This window comes from Citrobacter sp. CFNIH10 (assembly GCF_002934585.1).
Classification (GTDB): Bacteria; Pseudomonadota; Gammaproteobacteria; order Enterobacterales; family Enterobacteriaceae; genus Citrobacter_A; species Citrobacter_A amalonaticus.
Genome location: NZ_CP026216.1, coordinates 3,263,164 through 3,283,840, shown reverse-complemented (window position 1 = coordinate 3,283,840; position 20,677 = coordinate 3,263,164). Strand labels below are relative to the sequence as shown.

At 53.8% G+C, this 20,677-nt stretch carries 19 protein-coding genes; 10 read left to right on the top strand and 9 right to left on the bottom strand.

Annotated elements, in window-relative coordinates; translation table 11 throughout:
• The first annotated feature begins 155 nt into the window (after positions 1-155).
• Both sulA and ompA read left to right on the top strand, forming a co-directional pair.
• Positions 156-665: an SOS-induced cell division inhibitor SulA gene (sulA, locus tag C2U53_RS19470; RefSeq protein ID WP_043001158.1), complete on the top strand. Its 510-nt coding sequence runs from the start codon at positions 156-158 to the stop codon at positions 663-665.
• Positions 666-1,020: 355 nt separating this feature from the next.
• Positions 1,021-2,076, top strand: coding sequence for a porin OmpA (gene ompA, locus C2U53_RS19465; protein WP_043001975.1), 1,056 nt, complete (start codon positions 1,021-1,023; stop codon positions 2,074-2,076).
• A 76-nt stretch (positions 2,077-2,152) separates the two neighbouring features.
• Here ompA and matP read toward each other — a convergent pair whose 3' ends face one another.
• Entirely contained in the window at positions 2,153-2,605 is a 453-nt protein-coding gene (gene matP / locus C2U53_RS19460) for a macrodomain Ter protein MatP (protein ID WP_043001159.1), read from the bottom strand.
• A gap of 185 nt (positions 2,606-2,790) precedes the next feature.
• Between matP and C2U53_RS19455 the strand changes: the two genes are divergently transcribed.
• Together C2U53_RS19455 and fabA are read left to right on the top strand one after the other, a co-directional pair.
• Positions 2,791-4,551, top strand: a complete 1,761-nt coding sequence (locus tag C2U53_RS19455) for a Lon protease family protein (protein WP_104446321.1) — start codon at positions 2,791-2,793, stop codon at positions 4,549-4,551.
• A gap of 68 nt (positions 4,552-4,619) precedes the next feature.
• The gene (gene fabA, locus C2U53_RS19450) at positions 4,620-5,138 is read left to right on the top strand and encodes a bifunctional 3-hydroxydecanoyl-ACP dehydratase/trans-2-decenoyl-ACP isomerase (protein ID WP_013097260.1); all 519 of its coding nucleotides are present in this window, start codon (positions 4,620-4,622) and stop codon (positions 5,136-5,138) included.
• Positions 5,139-5,233: 95 nt separating this feature from the next.
• Here the strand turns inward: fabA and rmf are convergent, their stop codons facing one another.
• The 6 genes from rmf to rlmKL all read right to left on the bottom strand — a co-directional run bounded on the left by rmf (position 5,234) and on the right by rlmKL (position 13,160).
• Positions 5,234-5,401 (bottom strand): ribosome modulation factor, encoded by a 168-nt coding sequence (gene rmf, locus C2U53_RS19445; RefSeq protein WP_042320000.1) that lies wholly within the window; start codon positions 5,399-5,401, stop codon positions 5,234-5,236.
• A 257-nt stretch (positions 5,402-5,658) separates the two neighbouring features.
• Positions 5,659-6,222 (bottom strand): membrane integrity-associated transporter subunit PqiC, encoded by a 564-nt coding sequence (gene pqiC, locus C2U53_RS19440; protein ID WP_043001161.1) that lies wholly within the window; start codon positions 6,220-6,222, stop codon positions 5,659-5,661.
• On the bottom strand, positions 6,219-7,859 hold the full coding sequence (gene pqiB, locus C2U53_RS19435) for an intermembrane transport protein PqiB (RefSeq protein WP_044256306.1): 1,641 nt from the start codon (positions 7,857-7,859) through the stop codon (positions 6,219-6,221). Before pqiB ends, pqiC begins: the two co-directional genes overlap by 4 nt.
• Before the next feature lie 4 nt (positions 7,860-7,863).
• A complete protein-coding gene (gene pqiA / locus C2U53_RS19430) occupies positions 7,864-9,117 on the bottom strand; it encodes a membrane integrity-associated transporter subunit PqiA (protein WP_043001163.1) in 1,254 nt (417 codons plus the stop codon).
• A gap of 14 nt (positions 9,118-9,131) precedes the next feature.
• Positions 9,132-11,039, bottom strand: a complete 1,908-nt coding sequence (locus C2U53_RS19425) for an ABC transporter ATP-binding protein (protein WP_043001164.1) — start codon at positions 11,037-11,039, stop codon at positions 9,132-9,134.
• 12 nt (positions 11,040-11,051) lie between these two features.
• Complete coding sequence (gene rlmKL, locus C2U53_RS19420) at positions 11,052-13,160, bottom strand: bifunctional 23S rRNA (guanine(2069)-N(7))-methyltransferase RlmK/23S rRNA (guanine(2445)-N(2))-methyltransferase RlmL (protein ID WP_104446320.1); 2,109 nt, start codon at positions 13,158-13,160, stop codon at positions 11,052-11,054.
• A 97-nt stretch (positions 13,161-13,257) separates the two neighbouring features.
• Here rlmKL and C2U53_RS19415 point away from each other — a divergent pair, with 97 nt between their 5' ends.
• Positions 13,258-14,367, top strand: a complete 1,110-nt coding sequence (locus C2U53_RS19415) for a YcbX family protein (RefSeq protein ID WP_043001166.1) — start codon at positions 13,258-13,260, stop codon at positions 14,365-14,367.
• Here the strand turns inward: C2U53_RS19415 and zapC are convergent.
• A complete protein-coding gene (gene zapC / locus C2U53_RS19410; protein ID WP_043001167.1) occupies positions 14,364-14,906 on the bottom strand; it encodes a cell division protein ZapC in 543 nt (180 codons plus the stop codon). The genes C2U53_RS19415 and zapC overlap by 4 nt on opposite strands.
• Positions 14,907-15,085: 179 nt before the next feature.
• Positions 15,086-16,096: a quinone-dependent dihydroorotate dehydrogenase gene (gene pyrD, locus C2U53_RS19405; protein ID WP_043001168.1), complete on the bottom strand. Its 1,011-nt coding sequence runs from the start codon at positions 16,094-16,096 to the stop codon at positions 15,086-15,088.
• A 243-nt stretch (positions 16,097-16,339) separates the two neighbouring features.
• Here pyrD and ssuE point away from each other — a divergent pair, with 243 nt between their 5' ends.
• From ssuE to ssuB, 5 genes are read left to right on the top strand one after another with little or no spacing between them, the layout of a single operon-like run.
• On the top strand, positions 16,340-16,915 hold the full coding sequence (ssuE, locus tag C2U53_RS19395) for an NADPH-dependent FMN reductase (protein ID WP_043001169.1): 576 nt from the start codon (positions 16,340-16,342) through the stop codon (positions 16,913-16,915).
• Entirely contained in the window at positions 16,908-17,882 is a 975-nt protein-coding gene (locus C2U53_RS19390; RefSeq protein ID WP_043001170.1) for a sulfonate ABC transporter substrate-binding protein, read from the top strand. Before ssuE ends, C2U53_RS19390 begins: the two co-directional genes overlap by 8 nt.
• Complete coding sequence (gene ssuD, locus C2U53_RS19385; RefSeq protein WP_043001171.1) at positions 17,879-19,024, top strand: FMNH2-dependent alkanesulfonate monooxygenase; 1,146 nt, start codon at positions 17,879-17,881, stop codon at positions 19,022-19,024. The genes C2U53_RS19390 and ssuD overlap by 4 nt, the downstream gene beginning before the upstream one ends.
• 11 nt (positions 19,025-19,035) lie before the next feature.
• Positions 19,036-19,827 (top strand): aliphatic sulfonate ABC transporter permease SsuC, encoded by a 792-nt coding sequence (ssuC, locus tag C2U53_RS19380; protein WP_104446319.1) that lies wholly within the window; start codon positions 19,036-19,038, stop codon positions 19,825-19,827.
• Positions 19,824-20,591 carry an aliphatic sulfonates ABC transporter ATP-binding protein gene (ssuB, locus tag C2U53_RS19375; protein ID WP_043001173.1) on the top strand — a complete coding sequence of 256 codons (768 nt, stop codon included), beginning with the start codon at positions 19,824-19,826 and terminating at the stop codon, positions 20,589-20,591. Before ssuC ends, ssuB begins: the two co-directional genes overlap by 4 nt.
• The last annotated feature ends 86 nt before the right edge of the window (positions 20,592-20,677 follow it).

Here is a 20,677-nt window from a genome sequence, read left to right as displayed (position 1 = left end):
AAAATAGGCAACTTATTCTCAAGGGGCAAGCTGAATTTCGTTTTTACCGCTACCATGAATAAAAATTGCGAGTCTCTTTCCGAAAATAAAGTTGATCTTTCACGACATCAGGGTTACTGTACATCCATACAGTAACTCACAGGGCTGGATTGATTATGTACACTTCAGGCTACGCAAATCGTTCTCCGTCATTCTCTTCCACATCGAACACGATGGCGCGCGTCTCTTCCGAGAAAGTGTCCACCGGGCTTATCAGCGAAGTGGTCTACCGCGAAGACCAGCCCATGATGACGCAGTTACTGCTGTTACCGCTTCTTCAGCAGCTAGGACAGCAATCGCGCTGGCAGCTCTGGCTGACGCCACAGCAGAAGCTGAGCCGTGAATGGGTTCAGTCTGCCGGGCTTCCGCTGACTAAAGTGATGCAAATTAACCAACTGTCCCCCTGCCATACGCTGGAATCAATGGTTCGTGCATTGCGCACGGGCAACTACAGCGTGGTAATTGGCTGGCTAACAGAAGAATTAACAGAAGAAGAACATGCTGAATTGGTTAAGGCGGCAGATGAAGGAAATGCGATGGGATTTATCATGCGTCCCGTGAATGCACACACCCATGCCACGAGACAGCAAACCGGGCTAAAAATTCACTCAAATTTGTATCATTGAGTAAATTTAGGATTTATCCTGGAATTTTTTTTCCTCCTCGACCTTCACATTGAGGACTAACGTTTTTTTTCTGTGAACGCTTGGCGCACGCGGTTCCCGCGAAATCTGGCGATAAATTCTGATGCGCCAAATGTTAAATATTATGTATACAAGCTTTTTTTTTTCATATGCCTGACAGAGTTCACACTTGTAAGTTTTCAACTACGTTGTAGACTTTACATCGCCAGGGGTGCTCGGCGTAAGCCGCAGATATCGGTAGAGTAACTATTGAACTACTCCCCCGGTGAAGGATTTAACCGTGTTATCTCGTTGGAGATATTCATGGCGTATTTTGGATGATAACGAGGCGCAAAAAATGAAAAAGACAGCTATCGCGATTGCAGTGGCACTGGCTGGTTTCGCTACCGTAGCGCAGGCCGCTCCGAAAGATAACACCTGGTACACTGGTGCTAAACTGGGCTGGTCCCAGTACCATGACACTGGTTTCATCAACAACAACGGTCCGACCCACGAAAACCAACTGGGTGCCGGTGCGTTCGGTGGTTACCAGGTTAACCCGTATGTTGGCTTTGAAATGGGTTACGACTGGTTAGGTCGTATGCCGTACAAAGGCGACAACATCAACGGCGCTTACAAAGCTCAGGGCGTTCAGCTGACCGCTAAACTGGGTTACCCAATCACTGACGATCTGGACATCTACACTCGTCTGGGTGGTATGGTATGGCGTGCAGACACCAAGGCTAACGAACCTGGTGGCGCTTCCTTTAAAGACCACGATACTGGCGTATCCCCAGTATTCGCAGGTGGTGTTGAGTACGCAATTACTCCTGAAATCGCTACCCGTCTGGAATACCAGTGGACCAACAACATCGGTGACGCTAACACCATCGGTACTCGTCCAGACAACGGTCTGCTGAGCGTAGGTGTTTCTTACCGTTTCGGTCAGCAGGAACAAGCTGCTCCGATCGTAGCGCCGGCGCCGGCTCCGGCTCCTGAAGTACAGACCAAACACTTCACTCTGAAGTCTGACGTTCTGTTCAACTTCAACAAAGCAACTCTGAAACCAGAAGGCCAGCAGGCTCTGGATCAGATGTACAGCCAGCTGAGCAACCTGGATCCGAAAGACGGTTCCGTAGTGGTTCTGGGCTTCACGGACCGCATCGGTTCTGACGCTTACAACCAGGGTCTGTCTGAGAAACGTGCTCAGTCTGTTGTTGATTACCTGATCTCTAAGGGTATCCCGGCTGACAAGATCTCCGCACGTGGTATGGGCGAATCCAACCCGGTTACTGGCAACACCTGTGACAACGTGAAAGCTCGCGCTGCACTGATCGACTGCCTGGCCCCGGATCGTCGCGTTGAGATCGAAGTTAAAGGCATCAAAGACGTTGTAACTCAGCCGCAGGCTTAAGTTTCCGTCTCATGAAAAAACCCCGCGCTGCGGGGTTTTTTTTAGCTGTCAGCAAAACAGCTTTAATGAATACCAGTCACTCTTTGCCTAACAACGCCTGCAGATCCTGCTTTAGCGAAGACATCTTGTTAGCGTACTTCTCTTTATTCTCTGCATCTTCAATCAGCTGCACTACGGTCTCTGATAGCGTTTTGCCTCGCCGCTGTGCCAGCCCTGCCAGTCTCTGCCAGACAATAAATTCCAGATCGATAGATTTCTTTCGCGTGTGCTGATGCTCAGCATTGAAATGACGTTTACGCCGCGCGCGTATCGTCTGTTTCATGCGGTTTTGCAGCGCGGGACTCATATGTTCGTCAATCCAGAGATTGACCCGCACCGGTTCATTTTCCAGCGTAAGCAACAAATCCACGGCCTCCTGGGCTGCACTGGCCTCCACATAACGGGTTATTAATTCCCCTTCGCGATGCTTCTTCACCAGGTACTTCCACTTCCAACCGCTTTCAAGATTCTCAAGTTGTTGATATTTCATGGCGATCTCAATGTTACCGTGTCACTCTTATCAGAATATCAGCTTTTTTAGCATCTGAAGAAAAGAATCTTCAGGCTGTGAGCCACTCTGCAGCCTCCTGTGCGTTTGCCATCGCATTCCACGTGTGAAGCGCGGACGGTTACGCTATAATCGCGTCTTTTACAACAGACTAAAAAACATCAACTTTGACCATTACGAAACTTGCATGGCGTGACCTTGTCCCTGATACCGAAAGCTATCAGGAGATTTTTGCACAGCCACATGTCACTGAAGAAAACGACACATTACTGAGTGATACTCAACCACGTTTGCAATTTGCCCTGGAGCAATTGTTACAGCCCAGAGCCTCATCCCCTTTCATGCTGGCCAAAGCCCCCGAAGAGCTTGAGTATCTTAATCTTCTTGCCGATGCCGCACGTGCCTTGCAGCACAATGCCGGTCACCTGACGGGAGGTCATTACGAGATCTCTGGTCATACGATTCGCTATCGTGACGCTGAGCGGGAAGAGGATAATTTTTCTACCTTATCTCAGGTGGTGATTGCCGACTGGGTTGAGGCAGAGCAACTGTTTGGCTGCCTGCGTCAATTCAATGGCGACATCACGTTACAACCGGGACTGGTTCACCAGGCCAATGGCGGCGTGCTGGTTATCTCGCTGCGCACTCTGCTTGCACAACCGCTACTGTGGATGCGCCTGAAAGCGATTGTCAGCCGCGAACGCTTTGACTGGGTAGCCTTTGATGAATCACGTCCGCTACCAGTCTCTGTGCCGTCTATGCCGCTTAAACTGAAGGTGCTGTTAGTCGGTGAGCGCGAATCGCTGGCGGACTTCCAGGAGATGGAGCCCGAACTGGCCGAGCAGGCGATTTATAGCGAATTCGAAGATAACCTGCAGATTGTGGATGCAGAATCCATGACGCAGTGGTGCCAGTGGGTAACGTGGACCGCGAGACATAATCAGTTGCCTTACCCGGCACCCGACGCCTGGGAAGTGCTGGTTCGCGAAGCGGTGCGCTATACCGGCGAACAGGATACGTTACCGCTCAATCCGCTGTGGATCATCAGGCAGTTCACGGAAGTCGCGCCGCTGTGCGAAAGCGAAACCTGCAGCGGTGAACAACTTAGCCTGATGCTTGCTCAGAGAGCGTGGCGTGAAGGGTTCCTGGCTGAACGCATGCAGGATGAGATCCTCCAGGAACAGATTCTGATCGAAACCGAGGGTGAGCGCGTGGGTCAGATCAACGCCCTGTCGGTGATTGAGTTTCCGGGTCACCCTCGCGCCTTCGGTGAACCTTCTCGCATTAGTTGCGTCGTGCACATCGGCGATGGCGAGTTCACGGACATTGAGCGGAAAGCAGAACTTGGCGGTAATATTCATGCTAAGGGGATGATGATCATGCAGGCGTTCCTGATGTCGGAACTCCAGCTCGAACAACAGCTCCCCTTCTCGGCTTCACTCACGTTTGAACAGTCCTACAGTGAAGTCGATGGCGACAGCGCGTCCATGGCGGAACTTTGTGCACTCATCAGCGCCCTGTCAGATGTGCCGGTAAATCAGAACATCGCTGTTACCGGGTCGGTCGATCAGTTCGGTCGAGCCCAGCCGGTTGGTGGTTTAAATGAAAAAATTGAAGGCTTCTTCGCGATTTGCCAACAGCGTGAACTGACGGGTAAGCAAGGGGTGATTATCCCTTCTTCTAACGTCAGACACCTGAGCCTGCAACCCGCACTGTTACAGGCCGTTGAAGAAGAGAAGTTCACTATCTGGGCGGTAGATGACGTGACCGACGCATTACCGCTGCTGTTAAATCTGGTGTGGGATGGCGAAGGCCAGATGACGCTGATGCAGACTATCCAGGAGCGTATCGCCCAGGCGACGCAACAGGAAGGACGTCACCGTTTTCCATGGCCGCTGCGTTGGCTGAACGTTTTTTTTCCTAACTGATCGGACTTGTTCAGCGTACACGTGTTAGCTATCCTGCGTGCTTCAATAAAATAAGGCTTACAGAGAACATGGTAGATAAACGCGAATCCTATACAAAAGAAGACCTTCTTGCCTCTGGTCGCGGTGAGCTGTTTGGTGCGAAAGGCCCGCAGTTGCCTGCTCCTAACATGCTGATGATGGACCGTGTCGTCAAAATGACCGAAACGGGCGGCAACTTCGACAAAGGTTATGTTGAGGCAGAGCTGGATATTAATCCTGATCTTTGGTTCTTCGGATGCCACTTCATCGGTGATCCGGTCATGCCGGGTTGCCTGGGACTGGACGCCATGTGGCAGTTGGTTGGATTCTACCTCGGCTGGCTCGGCGGTGAAGGCAAAGGCCGCGCGCTGGGCGTAGGCGAAGTGAAGTTCACCGGTCAGGTGTTGCCTTCTGCGAAGAAAGTGACCTACCGTATCCACTTCAAGCGCATCGTAAATCGCCGCCTGATCATGGGTCTGGCAGATGGTGAAGTGCTGGTGGATGGTCGTCTGATTTATACCGCAAACGATCTGAAAGTCGGGCTGTTCCAGGACACCTCTGCGTTCTGATGCCAACCGGGTGAATGACCAGATAGCGTCATTTATCACAGGTCATAAAAGGCGAAACCTCCGCACTGCGGAGGTTTCTTTTTAAAGAGACAGAATCAGGCCATTACCACCCTGTCAGCCATGGCTTCTCGCCAGCCTCCTAGCCAGTACGACCTCTGATTCAGCGTCTGATAGGGACACATTTCTTTTGAGCGTCCGGCAATACCGGCCTGATAACCACGTTGATGTGCCCGTTCCAGGCGATCTCGTTTTTGTCTCTTCATGCCTCGTTTCCCTCATATTTAATATCTGGTGGAAAAGATAACAGTGATTACGAAGTGTGCAATCACACTAAACGAATACCGCGAATCCCCGGTTCCGTCAATGCGCAAAATTCACACAGGTGTCATATTTGTGAGCTAGTGAAAAACTCGGTTGTACAAAAAATGTGAACCGGAACAAGTTCCTGGACCCTCTCTACGGCCAAAAAAAACCGCCTCAAACGCACGGTCTGAGACGGTTTTATTTACAAAATTTTAAACTATGGGATGCGCTTCAGCTCCTGAGCAATCGCCGCTGCTTCCTGGCTCCAGACGTTCGCCAGCACTTTCACCATTTCATCGTAACCGTCCTGTGTCTGTACGGCTTCAATGTGGAACGGACGCTTAATGAGACGTCCCTGATGGTTTAGCAGCCACTCACCACTGACCACCACTTTGCCATCATAACGACCGTGGAAGCCGGTGACCGTCACGTTGAGCGTGTCCTGCACGCTGCCTAACGGTTGAGACGCCACCACCCAACCCGGCAATTGTGTACTCAGATTGGCAACCAGCGTATTGCGCAACTGTTGATCCAGCGGACTGGCCCACAGATTATTATTGGCGATCACGTACTGTACATCGCTGGTCTGATAGACCACGCCATTGCCGGCCAGATAATCCGGCACTGCAACTTGCTCGACCCACAGCAGACGGTTCCCCTGGCTTGCGGTACTCTGCACGCCACCTTGCGCAACAGGAAGCTGGTAATAGCTTTTGTTATCTCCACTGGTACTGCATGATGTCAGCCAGAACGCCATCGCCACCACTAGCCACTTTTTCATTGTTTCGCCCTCTTCGGCTCTGGATCTTTCTTGTCCTTCGCTTCAAACACCAGCGCGTTACTCTTGTCATTCAGCGTTTTCAGCACCGGCTGTAGCTCGCGGAGCACCTGATCAAGACGTTGCATATCGGCCACCATCTTGTTGTAGGCTGCCGAACCCGGCTGGAAGCCCTGCATGCTGCGATTCAGTTCACGCAGAGTATTCTGCATATCTGCCGGCAGTTGTTGCATAGACTGACTGGACGTAATCTTGTTCATGTTATCCAGTGTCGTTTGCAGATGTTTCATCGTGCGCTGGCTTTCACTCAACGTATTGGTGGCCTGCTCAATCATCGGGTTCAGCGGCAGATTGTTGATCTTATCCAGCGCTTCCATCAGCCGCTGCTGAATTTGTGCCAGACCGCCGCTCACCGTCGGGATGATCTGATAACCGTTAAACTCGCGAATGCCAGTAATCGGCGGCTCTTTCGGATAGAAGTCCAGATCGACATACAACGCCCCGGTCACCAGGTTCCCGGTTTTCAGCGAGCCGCGTAAGCCCCGCTTCAGCAGGTCGGCCAGATGAGCGCCCACGTCGGTATCTTCACCCAACTGCGCTTTCAGACGCTCGGGTTCAATGCGCACCAGCACAGGAATACGGTAATCGTTGTTAAACACCTGACGCATATTTGGCGCAAAGAACGGCACTTTACTCACCGTCCCCAGACGAATACCGCGGAACTCCAGCGGCGCTCCCGGTTGCAGACCGCGGATCGAATCTTTGAAGAACATCAGGTAATCGATGTGCTCGGTGAACAGCGAATCCTGGATGCTTTTCTGATCGTCATACAGGCTAAAGGCGGCCTTCTCGGCAACCGGCTGACCCTGCTCAAGCCCTTCAGGTACGTCAAAACTAACACCTCCGCCAAATAACGTCGTCAGCGAGCCCATTTCTACCCGCATGCCTGCGGACGTCAGATCCACGGCAATCCCGCTGTCTTTCCAGAAACGGACGTTGCTGGTGACCAGGCGATCGTTAGGTGCATTGATAAACAGCTGATAGCTGATGCTGCGTTTTTGTGGATCAAAAGTACTGGTTTCCACCGATCCGACGCGATAGCCACGGAACAGAACCGGATCGCCGGGACTAAGCTGACCGGCTTTTTTACTGTCGAGCACCACGCGGATCCCCTTGGCATCAGGCGGCGCCAGCGGCGGCGAATCCAGCAGATCATACTTTTCCAGTTTGTTACCTTTATTACCCGGCTGCAGTTCGATATAAGCGCCAGAAAGCAGCGTCCCTAAGCCGCTGATCCCTTCACGTCCAACCTGTGGCTTCACCACCCAAAACACGGAGTCTTTGTGCAGCAGTTTTTCCATACCGGCGTTCAGGCGCGCTTTGATTTCAACATGCGTCAGATCGTCGGTCAGCGTGGCGCTTTCGACAACACCCACGTCAACGCTGCGGCTTTTGATAGTGGTTTTTCCGCCCTCGATGCCCTCGGCATTGGTGGTAATCAGGGTCACAACCGGTCCCTGATGGCTGTAGTGATAGAACAGAACCCATGCCCCAATCAGCGCAGTGACGATGGGAAAAATCCACACGGGAGACCAGTTTTTTACCTTCTGGATTTTGGCTTCCCCACTTTTAGATTCCATGTTATCAGGACTCCTCATGGCCTGGTTCTGGTTCACGATCCCACGACAGACGCGGATCAAATGTCATCGCAGAAAACATTGTCATAATGACGACTAAAGCAAACATTAATGCACCCATTGCTGGATAAATATTCATCAAACCTCCCATGCGCACCAGCGCAGAGAGCACGGCGATAACAAACACATCAATCATTGACCAGCGACCTACAAACTCCACCACTTCATAAATCAGGTGCATGCGTTCACTGTCACGCTTGCCATGCCCTTTGGCGTCCCAGCACAGCCAGGCAATGGCGATCATTTTTAGCGTCGGCACCATAATACTGGCGATAAAGATCACCGCCGCGACCGGATAAGAGCCTTCACTCCAGATTAAAACCACCCCTTCAAGAATGGTGGAAGGCAGTTTCGACCCCAGTAAATCGGTGATCATGATCGGCAAAATATTCGCTGGAAGATACAGCATGATCGACGTGAACAGTAATGCCAGCGTCCATTGCAGGCTGTTTCTGCGGCGCACATACCCTTTCGTTTCGCAGCGCGGGCAAAGATGCTCATCCGCCGGAAGGATCGCCGTACAGCAGGAACAAGAGCGTAATCCCTGACGAATGCCGGGAACGCCAGGTGTTAACGTCTGTTTAATCACGGGCATAGGGGCGATATCGTCCCACAGCCAGCGACGGTCAACACACTGAAACGCGCGGAGTTGCAGAATGCAGAAGAAGCACCAGGGGATAAAGCTGCTGCCGACGCCGATATCGCCGTATGCCATCAGTTTGACGAAACTTACCAGCACGCCCGCGAGAAAAATTTCCGCCATTCCCCAGCTCTTTAGCTGAAACAGAATGCGAGCCAGTTGGGCTTTGAGCCTTGCGGGCATTTGTACCCGATTCACCAACAACAGAATGGTTAACAGGCAAAATGCGGGAACCAGTTGAACGAAGAGTAAAAAGAACGTACCGAGACTGGCGTAATTTTCCGAAAACAGGACACCAGGGATTTGCATCAGGGTCACTTCACTGCTCACCCCAGCGACATTCATATTCACAAAAGGGAACAGATTCGATAAAAGCAACATAAACAGCGCAACTAACGCATAAGCAGTGGGACGCTGTCTCGGCGCGTCCCACATCACCGTCAATGTTGTGCCACATCTCGGGCATGCCGCTTTCTGCCCATGCTCAAGGTGGGGCAATGCCACCAGCATGTCACACTGCGAGCACAAAATGTGCTTTGCGGCATGATGATGTTCGCACATGGTGTGCTCCTTAATTATGCACCATTCTTTAACGCTTCAAGATACTCCCAGCGCTCAAAGGCCTGCTCAAGTTCTTGCTCTGCTTTTGCCAGATCGGCCAAAACCTGTTGTGTGTGCTCATGAGGCTGGCTGAAAAACGCGGCGTCGGCAACCTGTGCCTGCAGGGCTTCCAGCTTCGCTTCCAGTTCTTCCAGCAGTTGCGGTAACTGTTCCAGTTCGCGCTGCAGTTTATAGCTTAGTTTGCTACTGGCGCGTTTTACAATTTCTGCTTTCGGGGCAACCACTTCCTCAGTTTTTTTCGCCGCTGGCTGTTTAAACGCCAGATGCTGTTCCTGTTGACTGCGTGCATCATGATAGCCGCCGACATAACGGCCGATTTTCCCGTTGCCTTCGAAAATCCAGCACTCGGTCACCGTATTGTCGACAAACTGACGATCGTGGCTCACCAGTAACACGGTGCCCTGATAACCATCAATCAGCTCTTCCAGCAACTCCAGCGTTTCGACGTCGAGATCGTTAGTTGGTTCATCGAGAATCAACAGATTGCTGGGTTTCAGAAAAAGACGCGCCAACAGCAGACGATTTCGCTCACCGCCAGACAGTGCGCGTACCGGGGTCATCGCCCGTTTCGGATGGAACAAGAAGTCCTGCAAATAGCCGAGCACATGGCGCGGTTTGCCGTTAACCATCACTTCCTGCTTACCTTCGGCGAGGTTGTCCATCACCGTCTTGTCTGGATCCAGTTCGGCGCGGTGCTGGTCGAAATAAGCGACTTCCAGTTTCGTACCGACGTGAATACGACCGCTGTCCGGCGGCAACTGGCCTAACATCAGCTTCAGCAGCGTGGTCTTACCGCAGCCGTTAGGACCGATCAGGGCAATTTTATCGCAGCGCTGTACCTGAGCTGAAAAGTCTTTCACCAGCTGTTTGCCGTCGACCTGGTAATCCACGTTCTCCATTTCGAAGACGATCTTACCAGAGCGGGTCGCCTCTTCGACCTGCATCTTCGCGGTGCCCATCACTTCGCGGCGTTCGCTGCGTTCGCGGCGCATCGCTTTCAGCGCCCTCACGCGGCCTTCATTACGGGTACGACGGGCTTTAATGCCCTGGCGGATCCACACCTCTTCCTGCGCCAGCTTGCGATCGAACTCGGCGTTCTGGAGTTCTTCGACGCGCAGCGCCTCTTCTTTCTCCACCAGGTATTGATCGTAATTCCCCGGGTAGGTCACCAGCTTGCCACGATCGAGATCGACAATGCGGGTCGCCATATTGCGAATAAAAGAACGGTCGTGGGAGATAAAAATAATCGTCCCATTGAACGACTTCAGGAACCCTTCCAGCCAGTCAATGGTTTCAATATCGAGGTGGTTGGTCGGTTCATCCAGCAGCAGAACGCGCGGATTACTGACCAGTGCACGACCCAGCGCGGCTTTACGCAGCCAACCACCGGACAGCGACGACAACGCGGCATTAGGATCCAGTCCTAACTGCGCCAGCACCTCATTGATGCGGTTTTCCAGTTGCCACAGATTGTGGTGATCGAGCTGCTCCTGCACTTTTGCCAGCTCATTTAAGTTTCTGTCGCTCGGATCGGTCATCACCAGACGCGAAATTTCGTGATATCGCTTAAGGTAGACCGCCTGTTCTTCGATGCCTTCCGCGACAAAATCGTAAACGGTGCCTTCAATATTGCGCGGAGGATCCTGTTGCAAACGGGCAACGATCAGATCCTGCTCATAAATAATGCGCCCATCGTCCAGACCCTGCTCACGATTGAGGATCTTCATTAACGTTGATTTGCCGGCGCCGTTACGGCCCACCAGACAGACGCGTTCGTTATCTTCGATATGCAGTTCTGCATTATCAAGAAGCGGCGCGTCGCTGAACGACAGCCATGCGCCATGCATACTGATTAATGACATTTACTTATCCTTTCAGGCCGCGGTAATCAACCAGCAGTTGTGGATTTGACGGTTACGGGCAAAGTCCTGGGAAAGCGTTTTTTGGGTGATTTCTTGTGCTTTCAGCCCCAGCGCCGCCAGTCCGTCAAGATCCATACGGAATCCGCGTTTATTGTTGGAGAACATGATCGTGCCGCCTTTACGCAGCAGACGTTTCAGATCTTTCATCAGCGCCAGGTGATCGCGCTGAACGTCAAAGGCATCCTCCATCCGTTTCGAGTTGGAGAACGTCGGGGGATCGATAAAAATCAGATCAAACTGTTCATTAGCTTCACGCAGCCAGGCCAGACAGTCGGCCTGGATCAGGCGATGCGCGCGTCCGCTCAAGCCATTCAGACGCAGGTTGCGCTCTGCCCACTCAAGATAGGTACGCGACATATCGACCGTCGTGGTGCTGCGCGCGCCGCCTAAACCTGCGTGCACACTGGCGCTGCCGGTGTAGGAAAACAGGTTAAGGAAGTCTTTGCCGTTGCTCATCTGCCCCAGCATCCGTCGCGCAATACGGTGATCGAGGAACAGTCCGGTATCCAGGTAATCGGTCAGGTTCACCCACAGGCGAGCGTTGTATTCGCTTACCTCGATGAATTCCCCCTTCTCGTTCATCTTCTGATACTGGTTTTTCCCTTTCTGCCGTTCACGGGTTTTCAGCACCAGCTTGTTCGGCGCAATCTCCAGCACCGACAAGGTGGCGGCGATGATGTCGAACAGTCGCTGACGCGCTTTCTGCGCATCGACAGTTTTCGGCGGAGCGTACTCCTGAATCACGACCCAGTCAGCGTAGCGATCGACCGCTACGTTGTATTCAGGCAGATCGGCATCGTACAGGCGGTAGCATTCAATCCCTTCCTGACGCGCCCATTTTTCCAGTTTCTTGATGTTTTTACGCAGACGGTTGGCATAGTCTTCCGCCACCGTTGCCGGTTTGCTGTCCGGCGTGCTTTCCGCTACATGGTAGTTTTTCTGCACACAGTCCAGCGGGCCGTTTTTCGCTTTGAATTGTTTGTCCGCGCGCAGTTGCAGGCTGCTTAGCAAATCCGGTGAGGCGCTGAACAAAGAGAGATTCCAGCCGCCGAACTGGTTCTTCATGGTGCGTCCCAGCAGGCTGTGCAGCGCAATCAGCGCCGGCTCGCTGTCCAGACGTTCGCCGTAAGGCGGGTTGCTGATCACCGTCCCGTAAGGACCTTTCGGCAGCGGATTGCTCAGCTTCGCCACGTCTTTGACTTCGAAGGTAATCAGTTCGCCAATCCCTGCGCGACGGGCGTTGCTGCGCGCGCGTTCGATCACTCGGGCATCACTGTCAGAGCCGTAAAAACGCGAGGTATATTCAGCCAGACCTTTGCGGGCGCGGGTTTGCGCTTCCGCCTTCACGTCCTGCCAGATAGCGTCATCATGCTGCGCCCAGCCGCTAAAGCCCCAACGCCCACGGTGTAAGCCCGGTGCGCGATCGGTTGCCCACATCGCCGCCTCAATCAATAGCGTGCCCGAACCGCACATCGGGTCGAGCAATGGAGTTCCCGGCTGCCAGCCAGAGCGCATCACAATCGCCGCCGCCAGCGTCTCTTTGATCGGTGCCAGACCAGTGCGATCGCGATAGCCGCGCAGATGCAGACCGTCACCGCTTAAATCCAGCGCAATGCTGGCCGTGTCTTTATTCAGCCAGACGTTTACGCGGATGTCTGGCGATTCGCGATCGACATTCGGACGCGGCAGTTTTTTACGCGTGAAGGCGTCAACAATCGCATCCTTGACTTTCATCGCGCCGTACTGGCTATTGCGAATGGTGTCGTTCAGCCCGCTGAAGTGGACAGCAAAGGTCGCACCCGGATTAAACATTGCCGTCCAGTCGATGGCCTGCACACCAAGGTAAAGGTCTAAGTCACTGTAAACTTTGCACTCACCCAACGGTAAAATAATGCGCGAGGCCAGGCGACTCCACATCAGGCTCTGGTAAACAAGCCGGGTGTCGCCCTGGAAATGGACCCCACCCTGAACCACCTGACACTCCACGGCGCCGAGGCTTTCCAGTTCAGTTTTTAACAGCTCTTCCAGCCCACGGGCCGTACTGGCAAACAAAGAATTCATAGCGTCACTTATACTCGAAGAAAATTGCTGCGCATTATAGCTAATATGGGCGCTATGTCATAAAGTTGAAGGCTTATTTCTTTCGAGGGACTGTACCGTGTTGACGTTATCCAGACTTTTCATCCACCCCGTCAAATCAATGCGTGGCATTGGGCTGACCCACGCTCTGGCAGACGTCAGCGGTCTGGCTTTTGATCGTATTTTTATGGTTACCGAAGCCGATGGCACCTTCATCACAGCGCGTCAGTTTCCACAAATGGTGCGCTTTACCCCCTCGCCCCTGCACGATGGCCTGCATTTGACCGCGCCTGACGGCAGCAGCGCGCTGGTGCGGTTTGCTGATTTTGCCGCCCAGGATGCGCCGACGGAAGTCTGGGGCAACCATTTTACCGCGCGAGTCGCCCCCGATGCGATTAATCAGTGGCTTAGCGGCTTCTTCTCCCGCAGCGTGCAACTGCGTTGGGTGGGACCACAGTTGACCCGGCGGGTTAAACGCCACGCGGGCGTGCCGCTCTCTTTTGCCGATGGTTTCCCGTATCTGCTGGTGAATGACGCTTCGTTGCGCGATCTGCAGCAGCGCTGCCCGGCGGGGGTGCAGGTTGAACAGTTCCGCCCCAATATCGTGGTCTCTGGTGCTACGGCATGGGAAGAAGATAGCTGGAAAGTGATCCGTATTGGTGAGGTCATTTTTGACGTGGCGAAACCGTGCAGCCGCTGTATTTTTACCACGGTCAGTCCGGAAAAAGGGCAAAAGCATCCCTCCGGTGAGCCGCTGGCAACGCTGCAAACCTTCCGTACCGCGCCGGACAATGGCGATGTCGATTTTGGGCTGAACCTGATCGCCCGTAATAGCGGCGTGATTCGCGTGGGCGATGAAGTGGAGGTTTTATCGACCGGTCCGGCTCGCGTTTATGGCGCCGCCGACACCGGGGAGACGGTTGAAGTCGCGCAGCAACCGAATGCGACGGTCACCATCGACTGGCAGGGACAGGCGTTTCAGGGGAACAATCAACAGGTATTGCTTGAGCAACTGGAAAACCAGGGGATCCGGGTACCCTATTCGTGTCGGGCGGGAATTTGCGGCTGCTGTCGTATCAAACTGCTGGAAGGCGAAGTGAACCCGCTGAAGAGATCGGCACTTGGCGATGATGGCACCATCCTCAGCTGTAGCTGCGTGCCAAAAACCGCGCTGAAGCTGGCGCGTTAAACCGCCTGTTCCAGGCTGAAGCTGTGCGGACGAAACGACGGCTTCAGTCGGTCATTCATTATTTTAATCGCATCACCAAGCTGCATCGTCCGCCCGGCCACAACCACCCCGGGTTGCGCCAGCAGGCACAGCGCCGCATTTTCGCCAGGCTCTACCACTAACAGATTGATTTGTTCCTGGGTATCGCTCAGCCAGACACAAGCCGCATCGCCAGTGCCGGGTACCCAGTTTTCGCCGTGCGCCACAAAGTGCCAGCTTTTCGGCATTTGGGGTTTCAGATAGCGAATGGCCACCAGCGCATTGAGCACCAGCTCAGCTTTCTGGTCTTTAGAGAGCTCAAGGTCGCGGCACTTTTCTTCAAAGGAGAAGTACAGCGCGGCATCGTCAACGCAAAAACCGGACGGTGAGAATGCATCCGGGGTGAGCATTTTGCGGGCAAAACGCGAGCGAAATAACATGCCATTGGCTAAATCGAGCATCATTCGGTCATGCTCTTCGTCATAATACCAGCGCCAGTTATCGTCAGGTTTAATTCGCATTGTTTTCTCTCCCCTCTCCATCGCCCCGTTGCAAAATTGTCCTTTTTCGCCGCTTCGTTTATTACCTTAATAAGCAAAGCTTAAAATGTTTAAATAAGCAACAGTGAAAGAATATAAAACAACCAGGGGAGGAAATAAACCCCTGGTTGTCTGATATTCTGATAAAGAGAGAGAAAAAATCAAATATGGGTAACGATTTCTTTAATCAGTGGCGGACCTTTAAAAATAAAACCAGAATAAATCTGAACCAGCGACGCCCCGGCAGCCATCTTCTCGCGCGCGGCAATCACTGAGTCGATACCGCCAACGCCAATAACAGGCAACTGACCTTTTAATTCCTGAGACAGACGGCGGATAATTTCTGTACTTTTTAATTGCAGCGGACGACCACTTAAGCCACCCATTTGATCGCAATTTTTCATTCCCTGAACCAAAGAACGATCGAGTGTTGTATTGGTGGCAATAACACCATCAATATTATGGCGTACTAAACTATCGGCAACCTGGATCAGTTCTTCCTCAGAAAGATCCGGCGCGATCTTTACAGCGATCGGAACATATTTCTGGTGGATCTTTTGCAGATCGTTTTGTTTATTTTTAATCGCCGTAAGCAAATCATCCAGCGCGTCGCCATATTGTAATGAACGTAATCCCGGCGTATTTGGCGAGGAGATATTAATGGCAATATAACCGGCATAGGCATAGATTTTTTCCATACAAATCAGATAGTCATCTTTACCCTGCTCAACCGGCGTATCTTTATTTTTGCCGATATTAATTCCGAGCACCCCGTCATAATGGGCCTTTTTAACGTTCTCGACCAGGTTATCAACGCCGTGGTTATTAAAGCCCATACGGTTGATCAAACCTTCGGCATCGACCAGGCGGAACAGTCTTGGCTTATCATTGCCGGGCTGTGGACGCGGGGTCACGGTGCCGATCTCGATCGAGCCAAATCCCATCGCGCCCAGGGCATCAATACACTCCCCGTCCTTGTCCAGACCAGCAGCCAGACCAAGCGGATTTTTAAAGGTTAATCCCATACAGGTGACCGGTTTCGCCGGTACCTTCTGGCGGATCAACGCTTCTAGAGGCGTTCCCGTCACACGACGTAATTGCTGAAAAGTTAATTCATGAGCGCGCTCTGGATCGAGCTGGAAAAGGGCTTTACGAACGAAGGGGTAGTACATGAACTCTCCTGGATTCCCGGTGTGCAAACCGGGGGCGTATTATGGGTGATATCGAACAAAAAGGGAATTGACCTGCGGCAATAAAAAGCAAACGTTTTCCCTGGCAGCTTCTTTTTATGCAATTTTCAGCTTTTCAATTCCGCATAAATCATTTCGATTCCCGATTCCCCTCTGTCAGACTGCAAAAATTGTTATCAATGTTAAATAAAAGCGAACAATTGGTTATAAGGGGAGAATGCAATTATGCGCGTCATCACTTTGGCGGGAAGCCCACGCTTTCCCTCTCGATCCAGTGCTTTACTGGAATATGCCCGGGAAAAATTGAACGGTCAGGACGTTGAGGTGTACCACTGGAATCTGCACAACTTCGAGCCTGAAGATCTGCTGTATGCCCGTTTCGACAGCCCGGCATTGAAAACACTGGTCGCACAACTGAAAGAGGCGGACGGCCTGATCGTTGCCACGCCGGTTTATAAAGCCGCCTATTCCGGGGCGCTAAAAACGCTGCTCGATCTGCTCCCCGAACGGGCGCTGGAAGGTAAAGTCGTCCTGCCTCTGGCGACAGGCGGCACCGTTGCACATCTGCTTGCCGTCGATTACGCGCTGAAACCGGTGCTCAGCGCCCTGAAGGCGCAGGAGATTTTACACGGCGTCTTTGCCGATGACTCCCAGGTGATCGACTATCAGCATAAGCCGCATTTCACGCCCAATTTACAGCTGCGTCTTGATAAAGCGCTGGAAACGTTCTGGCACGCCCTGCACCGCCGCGACGTTAAGGTTCCTGCTTTTGATACTGTGCGAGGTGCGGCCCATGCGTAATCTTCTCAAAGCTCGTACGGCATGGCTGGCATTCGCCGGACTGCTGGCCTTTTGCGGACTGACACAGGCGGCGGAGCCCTCACCTGATGCCCTGCGTATAGGCTATCAGAAAGGCAGCATCAGTATGGTCCTGGCGAAAAGCCACCAGCTGCTGGAAACACGTTATCCCGGAACCAAAATATCCTGGATTGAATTTCCCGCCGGACCGCAAATGCTGGAAGCCCTGAACGTCGGCAGTATTGATCTGGGCAGCACCGGCGATATTCCGCCCATTTTCGCCCAGGCCGCTGGCGCAGATTTAGTGTACGTCGGCGTAGAACCGGCGAAACCGAAAGCCGAAGTGATTCTGGTGCCGGAAAACAGCCCCATCAAAACGGTGGCGGAACTGAAAGGCCATAAAGTGGCGTTCCAGAAAGGATCCAGCTCGCACAACCTGCTGCTGCGCGCCCTGCAACAGGCCGGGCTGAAATTTACCGATATCCAGCCGACGTATCTTACCCCTGCCGATGCCCGAGCGGCGTTCCAGCAGGGTAACGTTGATGCATGGGCCATCTGGGATCCTTACTATTCCGCTGCATTATTGCAGGGCGGTGTGCGCGTACTGAAAGACGGCAGCGATTTGAAGCAAACGGGATCGTTCTATCTCGCCGCGCGACCGTACGCTGAGAAGAACGGCGCGTTCATTCAGGGCGTGCTGGATACCTTCAGTCAGGCAGATGCGTTAACCCTCAGCCAGCGGCAGGAAAGCATTGCCCTGCTGGCGAAAACAATGGGACTGCCAGAGCCCGTGATTGCGTCATATCTCGATCATCGCCCGCCGACCCGCATTTCACCGGTCAGTGACGCTGTAGCCGCGTTGCAACAACAAACCGCAGATCTGTTTTACGACAACCGCCTGGTACCGAAAAAAATCGATATCCGCCAGCGCATCTGGCACCCCACTCAACAGGAAGGAAAATCATTATGAGTCTGAATATGTTCTGGTTTTTACCGACGCACGGTGACGGTCACTATCTGGGGACGGAGGAAGGCTCGCGTCCGGTGGATCATGGCTATTTACAGCAGATTGCGCAGGCGGCGGATCGTCTGGGATTCACCGGTGTGTTGATCCCCACCGGGCGATCCTGTGAAGACGCGTGGCTGGTCGCGGCATCAATGATCCCGGTAACTCAGCGACTCAAATTCCTGGTCGCATTGCGCCCGAGCGTCACTTCACCGACAGTCGCCGCACGGCAGGCCGCTACGCTTGACCGCCTCTCCAACGGTCGCGCGCTGTTTAACCTGGTCACCGGCAGCGATCCACAGGAACTGGCGGGCGACGGTGTGTTTCTCGATCACAGTGAACGTTACGAGGCCTCTTCGGAGTTCACCCAGGTCTGGCGTCGTTTATTGCAGGGTGAAACCGTCGACTTCAACGGTAAGCACATTCACGTTCGCGGAGCGAAACTGTTCTTCCCGCCCATCCAGCAACCCTATCCCCCACTTTACTTCGGCGGCTCTTCAGATGTCGCCCAGGATCTGGCCGCTGAACAGGTCGATCTGTACCTCACCTGGGGCGAACCGCCTGAGCTGGTGAAAGAGAAGATAGCCCAGGTACGAGCCAAAGCGGCGGCGCGTGGGCGTAACATTCGTTTTGGCATTCGCCTGCACGTCATTGTCCGTGAAACCAACGAAGAAGCATGGCGAGCCGCGGACCGGCTGATCGCTCACCTTGATGACGACACGATCGCGAAGGCGCAAGCGGCGTTTGCCCGGACGGATTCTGTCGGTCAGCACCGAATGGCGGCGCTGCATAACGGCAAGCGCGACCAACTGGAGATCAGCCCGAATTTGTGGGCCGGTGTGGGTCTGGTGCGCGGTGGCGCCGGGACCGCGCTGGTCGGCGACGGACCGACGGTGGCGGCGCGCATCAACGAGTATGCCGCGCTGGGCATCGACAGCTTTGTCCTTTCCGGCTACCCACATCTGGAAGAGGCGTACCGGGTCGGCGAACTGTTGTTCCCGCATCTGGACGTCGCGATCCCGGAAGTCCCACAACCGCAACGCCAGCATCAGCAGGGTGAAGCGGTGGCGAATGAATTTATCCCGCGTAAGGTTGCGCAAAGCTGAGGAGAACCGTGATGGCAACGCCAACGAAAAAGTGGTTGTTACGCGTTGCCCCCTGGTTTTTACCGGTGGGCATCGTCGCCGTCTGGCAACTGGCCTCCTCCATGGGCTGGCTCTCCGGGCGTATTTTACCCTCACCGGAAGGGGTGATCATCGCCTTCTGGACGCTCTCCGCCAGCGGCGAACTCTGGCAGCATCTGGCCATCAGTTCCTGGCGTGCGCTGATCGGCTTTTCGATCGGCGGTTCGATTGGCCTGACGCTGGGGCTGATCAGCGGCTTATCGCGCTGGGGAGAACGCCTGCTGGATACCTCCATTCAGATGCTGCGCAACGTTCCACATCTGGCACTCATCCCGTTAGTGATCTTGTGGTTCGGCATTGATGAAACCGCGAAGATTTTTCTGGTCGCGCTGGGGACGCTCTTTCCTGTCTACATCAATACCTGGCACGGGATCCGCAACATCGATCGCGGCCTGGTGGAGATGGCGCGTAGCTACGGATTATCCGGCTTTTCGCTGTTTATCCATGTGATCCTGCCCGGCGCCCTGCCCTCGATCATGGTCGGCGTGCGCTTTGCGCTGGGGCTGATGTGGCTGACGCTGATCGTCGCGGAGACCATTTCAGCCAATTCAGGAATCGGTTATCTGGCGATGAACGCTCGCGAATTCCTGCAAACGGATATCGTGGTTGTCGCCATTATTCTCTACGCCCTGCTCGGTAAACTGGCCGACGTCAGCGCTCAACTGCTGGAACGCGTCTGGTTGCGCTGGAACCCGGCTTATCATGTGAAGGAGACCACCGTATGAATACCGCCCGTCTGAACCAGGGTACACCGCTCCTGCTGAATGCGGTAACGAAAAAGTACGCGGGTAACATCGTACTGAATCAGCTTGATCTCCATATCCCGGCAGGCCAGTTTGTCGCCATCGTCGGGCGTAGCGGTGGGGGAAAAAGCACCCTGCTACGCCTGCTGGCGGGGCTGGAATCGCCAAACGCCGGTGAACTGCTGGCGGGAACCACGCCGCTTCGCGATAGTCAGGACGACACCCGCATGATGTTTCAGGATGCCCGACTTTTGCCGTGGAAATCGGTGATCGACAACGTGGGACTGGGTCTGAAGGGCCACTGGCGGGACGCTGCGCGTCAGGCGCTGGCGGCGGTTGGGCTGGAAGAGCGGGCGAGCGAATGGCCAGCAGCGCTTTCCGGCGGACAAAAACAGCGTGTTGCCCTTGCGCGGGCGCTAATCCACCGGCCGGGCCTGCTGTTGCTTGACGAACCGCTTGGCGCGCTGGATGCGTTAACACGTCTGGAGATGCAAGATCTCATTGTTTCGCTGTGGCAGGAGCATGGTTTTACCGTGCTGCTGGTGACACATGACGTCAGCGAAGCCGTGGCGATGGCCGATCGGGTGTTGCTGATTGAGGATGGTAAGATTGGACTGGATTTGACGGTCGACATTGCACGCCCCCGCCGCCTGGGATCGGTGCGTTTAGCGGAGCTGGAGGCCAACGTATTGAGTCGGGTGATGCAGCGTGGGGTAACGGAACAGCCGATCCGTCGGCATGGATAAGTATTCAGGACGTTGTAGGCCCGGTGAGCATGAGCGCCACCGGGCATTTTGCCGGATAGCGGCGTTACCGCCTTATCCGGCCTACA

Coding starts and splice junctions, on each gene's coding strand:
- sulA (WP_043001158.1), top strand. CDS start 156: ATGTACACTTCAGGCTACGCAAATCGTTCTCCGTCATTCTCTTCCACA.
- ompA (WP_043001975.1), top strand. CDS start 1,021: ATGAAAAAGACAGCTATCGCGATTGCAGTGGCACTGGCTGGTTTCGCT.
- matP (WP_043001159.1), bottom strand. CDS start 2,605: ATGAAATATCAACAACTTGAGAATCTTGAAAGCGGTTGGAAGTGGAAG.
- fabA (WP_013097260.1), top strand. CDS start 4,620: ATGGTAGATAAACGCGAATCCTATACAAAAGAAGACCTTCTTGCCTCT.
- rmf (WP_042320000.1), bottom strand. CDS start 5,401: ATGAAGAGACAAAAACGAGATCGCCTGGAACGGGCACATCAACGTGGT.
- pqiC (WP_043001161.1), bottom strand. CDS start 6,222: ATGAAAAAGTGGCTAGTGGTGGCGATGGCGTTCTGGCTGACATCATGC.
- pqiB (WP_044256306.1), bottom strand. CDS start 7,859: ATGGAATCTAAAAGTGGGGAAGCCAAAATCCAGAAGGTAAAAAACTGG.
- pqiA (WP_043001163.1), bottom strand. CDS start 9,117: ATGTGCGAACATCATCATGCCGCAAAGCACATTTTGTGCTCGCAGTGT.
- C2U53_RS19425 (WP_043001164.1), bottom strand. CDS start 11,039: ATGTCATTAATCAGTATGCATGGCGCATGGCTGTCGTTCAGCGACGCG.
- rlmKL (WP_104446320.1), bottom strand. CDS start 13,160: ATGAATTCTTTGTTTGCCAGTACGGCCCGTGGGCTGGAAGAGCTGTTA.
- zapC (WP_043001167.1), bottom strand. CDS start 14,906: ATGCGAATTAAACCTGACGATAACTGGCGCTGGTATTATGACGAAGAG.
- pyrD (WP_043001168.1), bottom strand. CDS start 16,096: ATGTACTACCCCTTCGTTCGTAAAGCCCTTTTCCAGCTCGATCCAGAG.
- ssuE (WP_043001169.1), top strand. CDS start 16,340: ATGCGCGTCATCACTTTGGCGGGAAGCCCACGCTTTCCCTCTCGATCC.
- C2U53_RS19390 (WP_043001170.1), top strand. CDS start 16,908: ATGCGTAATCTTCTCAAAGCTCGTACGGCATGGCTGGCATTCGCCGGA.
- ssuD (WP_043001171.1), top strand. CDS start 17,879: ATGAGTCTGAATATGTTCTGGTTTTTACCGACGCACGGTGACGGTCAC.
- ssuC (WP_104446319.1), top strand. CDS start 19,036: ATGGCAACGCCAACGAAAAAGTGGTTGTTACGCGTTGCCCCCTGGTTT.
- ssuB (WP_043001173.1), top strand. CDS start 19,824: ATGAATACCGCCCGTCTGAACCAGGGTACACCGCTCCTGCTGAATGCG.